At 63.9% G+C, this 7,756-nt stretch carries 8 protein-coding genes; all 8 read right to left on the minus strand.

The window, feature by feature from the left end; all coding sequences use genetic code 11:
• Window positions 1-12: 12 nt before the first annotated feature.
• From WFL93_RS20750 to WFL93_RS20785, 8 genes are read right to left on the minus strand one after another with little or no spacing between them, the layout of a single operon-like run.
• Window positions 13-1,113: a phage late control D family protein gene (locus WFL93_RS20750; protein WP_336778949.1), complete on the minus strand. Its 1,101-nt coding sequence runs from the start codon at window positions 1,111-1,113 to the stop codon at window positions 13-15.
• Complete coding sequence (locus WFL93_RS20755; RefSeq protein WP_336778950.1) at window positions 1,110-1,595, minus strand: phage tail protein; 486 nt, start codon at window positions 1,593-1,595, stop codon at window positions 1,110-1,112. The genes WFL93_RS20750 and WFL93_RS20755 overlap by 4 nt, the downstream gene beginning before the upstream one ends.
• Window positions 1,592-4,741 carry a phage tail tape measure protein gene (locus WFL93_RS20760; RefSeq protein WP_336778951.1) on the minus strand — a complete coding sequence of 1,050 codons (3,150 nt, stop codon included), beginning with the start codon at window positions 4,739-4,741 and terminating at the stop codon, window positions 1,592-1,594. The genes WFL93_RS20755 and WFL93_RS20760 overlap by 4 nt, the downstream gene beginning before the upstream one ends.
• Entirely contained in the window at window positions 4,734-4,853 is a 120-nt protein-coding gene (locus WFL93_RS20765; RefSeq protein ID WP_071531062.1) for a GpE family phage tail protein, read from the minus strand. Before WFL93_RS20765 ends, WFL93_RS20760 begins: the two co-directional genes overlap by 8 nt.
• Before the next feature lie 14 nt (window positions 4,854-4,867).
• Complete coding sequence (locus tag WFL93_RS20770; RefSeq protein ID WP_336778952.1) at window positions 4,868-5,170, minus strand: phage tail assembly protein; 303 nt, start codon at window positions 5,168-5,170, stop codon at window positions 4,868-4,870.
• Window positions 5,171-5,224: 54 nt separating this feature from the next.
• Window positions 5,225-5,740 carry a phage major tail tube protein gene (locus WFL93_RS20775; protein WP_336778953.1) on the minus strand — a complete coding sequence of 172 codons (516 nt, stop codon included), beginning with the start codon at window positions 5,738-5,740 and terminating at the stop codon, window positions 5,225-5,227.
• A 12-nt stretch (window positions 5,741-5,752) separates the two neighbouring features.
• Complete coding sequence (locus WFL93_RS20780) at window positions 5,753-6,922, minus strand: phage tail sheath protein (protein ID WP_336778954.1); 1,170 nt, start codon at window positions 6,920-6,922, stop codon at window positions 5,753-5,755.
• A 45-nt stretch (window positions 6,923-6,967) separates the two neighbouring features.
• A complete protein-coding gene (locus tag WFL93_RS20785) occupies window positions 6,968-7,582 on the minus strand; it encodes a recombinase family protein (RefSeq protein ID WP_049850598.1) in 615 nt (204 codons plus the stop codon).
• Between the last annotated feature and the right edge of the window lie 174 nt (window positions 7,583-7,756).

Genomic DNA, 7,756 nt, shown 5'->3' on the forward strand with positions numbered 1-7,756 from the left:
ATTAAACCTAATTTATTCCATCTCAAGTGAGTCAATTTTCACTTCAAGCTCAATGCTGGTCGTGTAGCCATTTTCCGCACTCAGGCCGTGCGTCAGCGTTGTGATAATCCATTCCCCCGCATCAATCTGCTGTTTGAACCCGCTCACCTTCACCGGCATTTCCGTGTAGAGATCGGCCCGCCCGCGCGCCAGCTGAATAGAGAACGTTGCCACACCGCGCTGCAGCCGTTCCCACTGCATTTTTGCGGCGCGTTCGGCGTTGGCCCGGTTCGCATAGGTGCGGCTCAGCACCAGGACGTTTTCATCCGTGCCGATCAGGTAGTCACCCTGCTTTGCCTCCGGCTCCTTCTTCTGCGCGGCGGGTTTGCGGCGCTTACGCTTCACCGTGGCTTCCGGTTTCTTCTCCGGCTCGCGGGTGTGCAGCCAGCTCGCGATCACGCCGGTGTAGGCGTTACGGTCAGCCAGCGTAAAGCGATGGCCGTCGCCGTCTTTGCGCACGAGGGTGATGGCGGGCAGTGCTTTGCCGCTGGCCGTTTTGCCCTGCCCCTGCCGGATAAACAGCAGGTTGCCGTCTTTGATGCACGCCACCGCGCCGCACTGTTTCGCCAGGCGCATTAAAAAGCTGGCGTCTGACTCGTTGGTCTGGTCGATGTGATCGAGTGCCATTTTCGCTACGTCGTCGCCCATCGCCGTTTTGAGCTTGTGCCGCCCGGCAATCTCTTTCACCACCTCGCCGACGCTGGTCTGGTGCCACGACTTTTCGCGCTTCGTGTTCAGCGTCTGGCGGAAGTCCGCGCTGCGCGCGCGCAGGGTCAGCCGGTCCGGCGTGCCGCTGTGCTCGATTTCGTCCACGGTGTAGGTGCCTTTCGGGAAAAGCGCCTCCCCTTTCCAGCCCAGCGCCAGCGACAGCTCAACGCCCCGGCGCGGCATCAGCAGCTGCCCGTCCGCGTCGTCCAGCTCAATGTCCAGCTGGTCAGCCTCAAAGCCGCGGTTATCGGTAAGCGTCAGGCTGATGAGCCGCTGCTCTATCTTCTGCGTAATGTCAGCACCGGCAAGCGCCAGCCTGAAGGCGGGCGCGTTCGCCTGCCCGTTAATCCAGCTGCCCGCCATCATGAGAACATCCCGCCCACTGCCGCAACGACTTTACCGGCGGCGTCGGTGGCCGCGCCCTGCATGGCCGACAGCTGATCGCTGAGGCTGCCGAACATTTCACCCAGCGATTCATCGGTGCGCTTCAGCGTGAGCGTGAACTCAATCCGCCGGCACATGCCGTTGCTGAAGAACTCCGCTTTGGTCTGGCTCAGGCTCTCGATCACGAACATGCCGTAAATCGTGCCGCTGCCCTCAATCAGCGGCCACGCGCGGCCCAGCTCGGCAATCTGCTCCAGCGCGAACAGCGACAGCCTGCCGCCGGTGATTTCCGGCAGCAGCACGCCCGACAGTGTAATGGTGTCGTTATCCGGGCCGAGGAACTGCAGCGCCGGGCGCACGCCCACGCGGCTGTTCGACGGGAAGCGCCAGCTGCGCTGGAGCTGCAGCTCCTGATACGGCACCGTCTTGAGCATGAAAACAAACAGGCCCAGCGTCATCATCATGAATCAAACCCTCCTCGGTCACGGTAGCTGCTGCGGGCGCGGGATTGCGCCTGCCGCTCTTTTGCCTCCAGCCTGCGCATCACCTCGTCCACCACGTCCTGCGCGTTCTGGCCCGGCTGCTGCACGATGGTGATCGGCGCGTGAATGCTCACGGGCGCGGCGCTCGTGCCGGACTGCTGGCGCGGCGCGTCCTGCCGGTACGCCTGCGCGGGCAGGCTCAGCGGGTGCAGCGGCTTCGCCTCCGCCGTTCCGGACGCGATGCCGAGCGTCATCGCCGCCATGGCTGCCAGCTGCGCGGTGCGTTTACGGCTCGTCACACTCACCGGTCCGCCCACGATTTCCGGCCCGTTTTCACCCACGACGCCAAACTGGCCCGCCGGGATGTTGCCGCCGGTGTCGTACATGCCCGCAAACGCCGGGAAGCCACCCGTAGGCAGCGTTACCCCGCCGCCGCTGACGCTGGCCGCTTTCGGCGGCTGCGGCAGCCTGGTGCCAGCCGCCGCCTTGCTGACGAGGCCGAACTTGTCCAGCAGCTCGCCGATCCCGGCCTTAAGTGAGTCAAGCGGGTGCATCACCATGTTCAGCCCGTCGGCCAGCGCCTGCCCGAACGCTTTGCCCTTCGCGGCGGCGCTGTCCAGCTCGGCCGCCGTGGACTGCACCGGCGTCAGCAGGTCTTTAAACCAGCCGAAAAGCGCCTGAACCTTATCGCCTATCCACTGGAAAACCGGCTGCAGCGGTGAAAACGCCTCGCTAATGGGACCGGCGGCGGCCCTGAAGCCGTCCACCACGCCGCCTAAAAATGCCTTAATCGGCGCCCAGTATTTCCAGATAACCAGCGCCACCCCGGCCAGCGCCGCCACGGCCAGCCCGACGGGACTCAGCAGCGCGCCGAGCGCCCATATCACGCCCGTCAGCACCGTGCGCAGCAGCGCCAGCGGTGACTTAACCAGCCACATCAGCGCGCCACCGGCACCGCGCACCGAGGCGGCCAGCGGCGCAAGGGCGGCACCGGCCAGCCCGCGCACCTGCGCGCCGAGCGCACGCACACCGGCCATCGGATTACGGAAGGAGGCAACCAGCGTCTGCCCGGCGTCCTGCGCCTTCTCCTTGATTTTCTCCAGCGCCCCCTCACGGAAGGCGTTGAGAATGCCGCCGTCCTCGTCGTCATCGTCACTGCCGCGCAGGGACGCCAGCGCGTCGCGGATTTTCTCCAGCCAGTTGACCGACTCCCCGGCTTCGCCGCCGCTGAACAGTGAGAACAGCTTTTTGATGCCGTCACCTGAAGACGTCAGGCCGGGCGCCAGTTTTGCGAATGCCTTGCCCAGCCCGCCCAGCAGCGGCGAAAGCTTAGCCAGCCCCTTCAGGCCGAGCATGCTTAATCCGAAGCGCAGCATCAGGATCGGCCCCAGCACGGCTGCCATGCCCACGGCGAGCGTGCCGAGCGCCAGCGTAACCGTTGCCATCACGGCGGCGATTTTCATCAGCCTGCCGACCAGCTCTGGGTTCGACTCCACCCAGCGGCGCATGGTGCCGGTGACGCGCTTCAACGCGTCCATGATTTCCAGCAGCGGCTGGCGCAGCGTGTCGCCGAGGCCGCTCAGCGTGTTGGCCGCGCCGGTTTTCACCAGCAACCACTGCGCGGACAGCGAGTCCTTGTTGATGTCGGACTCTTTCTGCATGGAGCCGCTGGCCGCGTTGCCCTGCGTCAGCTGCAGCTGGCGCCTAAGCTCCGGCATGTTGTTGGCGAGCTTCGCCGCGTCCTTGCCGAACTCCTTGCCGAACACCATGGTCATCGCGGTAAGACGCTTGTCGGCGGGCAGGTTGTTCACCTTCTCCAGCACGCGCTGAATGGTGCCCATCGCGTCCGTGGTCATCTGCTTCTCAATCTGTTTCGGATCGAGCTTCAGCAGCGCCATGCCGCCCATAAAGGACTTGCCCTGCATGGTGGCAACGGAGAGTTCGCGCACCATGGCGTTCGCCGCGCTGGCGGCGGTTTCCGCCGTCGCGCCGAGGCTCAGGAACGTGGAGCCGAGCGCGGCGGCCTTGCGGTAGTCCAGCCTGTCAGCCACGCCGCCCATGCGCTGCAGCACGTCGATAATGTCCGATCCCTTGGACATCGCATTGTCGTCCAGAAAGTTCAGCGCGTCGCCCAGCTGCTCGATGTTGCGCGTGGGGATTTTGTAGAGCTGCGCAATCTTGCCCAGCCCCTCGGCCAGCTCACCGGCGGGCAGTTCAAACGCGGTGGACGCCTTCGCCGCCGTGGTGGCAAACGCCAGCAGGTCGCGCTTCTGGTCCTCGTAGGAATCGTTCTGGTTGGTCACGCCCATGCGCGCCCCGCCCTCGACCAGCGCGGCGTAGTCAATCGCGCCGTTGTCCATCGGCAGCTGCTCGCTGGCGGCCTTGATGGCGGCCTGCATGTTGTAGAACTGCGCCGTGCGGTTGCCGTCGTTGTCGCGCAGGCCGTTAACCTGCTTCGCCACGCCCTTCATGGCGTCTTCCATGTCCGCCGAGGCTTTCACGGCGGCCAGCACCGGCGCGCCCATCGCCAGCCCGGCCACGGTGGTCGCCGCACCGGCACCGGCAATTTTATCGCGCACCTCCAGCGAGCGGGCGTGGCGCTCCCGCACCGCGTTGAGTTTCGCCTGCTGCTCGCCGAGCCGCTTCAGCGACTTCTGCTGGCGGTCAATCGCCGCGCGCGCCTCGTCGGCGCGGCCTTTCAGGTCGCGCTGTGCCTGGCTCAGCTTTTTGGTATCAATGCCGGACTCGGTGAGCGCCGCGCGCTGGCGCTGCACCGAACCCAGCAGGCCGTTGTAGGATTGCTGCAGCTCGCGCACGCGGTTTTTCGCCTGCTCCAGCACCCTCGCCTGCGCGGCGGTGGGCCGGTTGGTCTCGCTGAACTGCGTCGCCAGCTTCGCCGCTTCTTCACGCGCGCCCTTAAGATTGTTTGCGGTGATGGCAAGCTGTGACCGGGCTTTGCGGAAGCCGTCGATGCGCGCGGCCTGCGCATCTAAATCTTTCAGGCTGGCGCGCGCGGTGCGCAGGGAGTCGGCCAGCTCGCGGGTGCTGGCCTTTGCAGAACGGAAGGGGCGGGTCAGTTTGTCTACCGCGTTAAGAACAACCTGCAGGCGCAAGTCTTTATCACTCATCGCTGGTCCCGTGTCGCATTATCGCCTTATGCCGCCATTCAAGTACCTCGGTCAGCGTCATGAACTCAGTAACGGACGGCGGCCAGTGAAAGACGGTGGCGATGTCCGCCACCAGATCGTCTACCGTCAGGCCGTCGCTAAATCCGACAGCACCGACTTCTTCAGTAAAAAAGTGACCACCTCAACCGACAGGCTCACCAGATCGGCGGGGTCCATCTCGGTGATTTCCTGCACGGTCAGCGCCGGGGTGGTGACGCGCGGCAGCACGGTGATCATGGCGTTCACGTCCATGTCCATCAGCGCCTGCAGGCGCGTGCCGCGAAGCACGCCGGACTGCGGCTTGCGCACGATGACGCTCTTAATCTCGGTTTTCCCGCGCAGGATCGGGGTGTCCAGCTCAACGGTTTTTTCGGTGGTTTTGTCGGTCATGATGATGTCTCGCTAAAAGGGTAAAAGGCGACAGGGTTTGCCCTGCCGGATTAATTACAGGCCGAGCGCGTTGCGGTGCGCTTCCATCAGGTCCGTGCCGTCCACGATGTGAACCATGTTCACCAGGTCAATCTCGTAGAGCACTTCGCCGTTGATGGTCAGCTTGGCGTAGCTGTTGGTGCCGGACACCTTGGTGGTGCTGGATTCACCGGTCTTCCACTCGCCGGAGTCCAGCTCCTTGTGGCGGCCACGCGTCACTAGCTCCACCGCCTGCACCTCGCCGGTGTCGTCGCGCTGAATGGAGCCGGTGAAGCGCAGCTGCACGCCGTCCACGGTTTGGGAGCCCATCTGTTTGAACAGCAGCGCCTCAACGCCGCCGCAGGTAAATTCCGTGTCCAGCGCGCCGTCGTCCAGGCCCATGTCGATGTCCACCGCACCGGCCATGCCGCCGCCGCGATACTTCTCGAACTTGCGGGTGATTTTTGGCAGCGTCACGGACTCGATCAGCCCCTGCCAGTTGTTGCCTGCGTTGAACAGGTTCAGGTGCTTGAGCTTGCGGGGTAATGCCATGATTCAGTCTCCTTATGCACTGACGCGGCTGGCGAAATCGACCAGGTACTGATCGGTGATGCGCTGACGCAGCAGCAGGTTTTCCAGCGGCGGCACCGGCGTGTAGTCGTAGTCAATCAGCAGCTTGCCCGCCTTCAGCGTGTCCTTGTCGTTCACGCTCTCGTCCAGCCAGCAGTCCGCGCCGATGAGATAGCCCTGGCTCACGAGGCTGCGCAGCTTCGCGCGGATGCCCTCGATAATGTCGCGGGCCAGCGACGGATTCAGCGGGCCGTCCACCGCCCACATGTGCGCCTCGGCCATGGTGTCGGCCAGCACCTGCGCGGTGCGGGTGTAGCACTCAAACGCAAACAGCGGGTCGTCGCTCAGGCAGCGCGAACCCCAGAAGCGGAAGCCGTCTTTACGAATAAGCGTGGTGATGTCGTTCTGATTCAGCAGGCCGGAGTCGGTAGCCGGATCCTGCAGGTCCCAGAACACGTCTTTTGAGATGCCGGTGACGCCGTTCACGCCGACGTTCGACAGGGATTTGTGCCAGCCGGTCTGCTCGTCGATTTTGGCGCGCAGGCCGAGCGCGCGGGCGGTGGCGAAAGCCGTCGCGTCCGCCTTCAGTACGGTGTCAAAGTTGATGAAGTCCGGCCAGATGAGCATGCCCTCGCGCTGGCTGAAGTTCGCGCGGTAGGCAATCGCCTCTTCGACGCTTTTACAGCCGTACGCCGACAGGTAGGCAAAGCCGCGCAGGCTCTGCGCCACGCTCAGCAGCTCGGTTGCCACGGCCTGCGTGTCGTGTCCCGGCACGCCGAGAATGCGGGGCTTGACGCCGCACACCGCCTGCGCGGCCAGTAATGCCTTCATGCCGGTGCGCTGGCCGTCGGTGACGCCGCCGATGATGTTGGTGGTGGTTTCCGCCTCGGTTTCGCCCTGCGGCACGCGCACTACGACGGTGACGGGTTTAGCCTGGTCGCCGATGGCGTCCAGCGAGCGGGCCAGCGTGCCGGACTCGCCCGCCTTGCCGCTCGCGGTGAGTACGTCGGTCAGCAGCACCGGACGGTTAAGCGGGAACGTGGCCGCGTCGGCGTCGTCGCCGGTGCAGACCAGTCCGACAATCGCCGTGCTGATGGTGGTGATGGTTCGGGTGCCCTCGTTGATTTCCTCAACGCGCACGCCGTGGTGATAATCCTGTGCCATATGGCGGTTCTCCTGTGAAGGGGTTCCGCTATGGTCGGCGCTATGTTACTTCGGGGCACTGATTTGCTGTTGTGTGGGTGATGACACAACGGACGAGCGCAGCGCCCGCTGCTCTGATGCGGGGATATAGCGGTAAAGCGTTTTAACCGATACGCCGATCACCAGTGACACCTGGAGAAGCGTCGCACCCTGCGCCAGCATTCGCCGGGCGCGCTCCGTGATTTCCGGCGTCATTAGCCTCCGCCTGCCACCAATGCGACCTTTCTCGCGGGCGGCTGCCAGACCGGCGCGGGTTCGCTCCACGATTAGCTCACGTTCCATTTCGGCAAGCGCGCCCATCACGTGAAAAAAGAATCGCCCCATGGGCGTGCTGGTATCAATGCTGTCCGTCAGGCTGCGAAAGTTAACGCCTCGCTCGCGCAGCTCCTCGGTCAGCATAACCAGATGCTGCATACTGCGCCCCAGCCGATCGAGCTTCCACACCACGAGCGTGTCTCCCTGCCCTAGCGTGCGCAGCGCCTTTTTAAGTCCCGGCCTGTCGCGGGATTTCCCGCTAATTTTATCCTCCAGAATCAGGTCGCAATTTGCGCTTTTCAGCGCGTTACGCTGTAAATCCGTATTCTGCTCATTTGTTGATACCCTGATATAGCCAATCAGCATGGACTCATTCCGTTAAAAGCCGTGAAGTGTGCCAGCAGGCCGCGAATAAGTGCCAGGGGTATCTTTCTCGCAAACCTTGGTTTGGGCGAAGCGGCAAAGCGCTCAGTTGGTACAGGTGCCAATCAGATTCCGGATATGAGCAGCTTTCCTGCTCAGCGTGGCGGCGCATGGTAC

The sequence above is a fragment of the Pantoea sp. USHLN256 genome, assembly GCF_037149875.1.
GTDB lineage: Bacteria > Pseudomonadota > Gammaproteobacteria > Enterobacterales > Enterobacteriaceae > Pantoea > Pantoea nemavictus.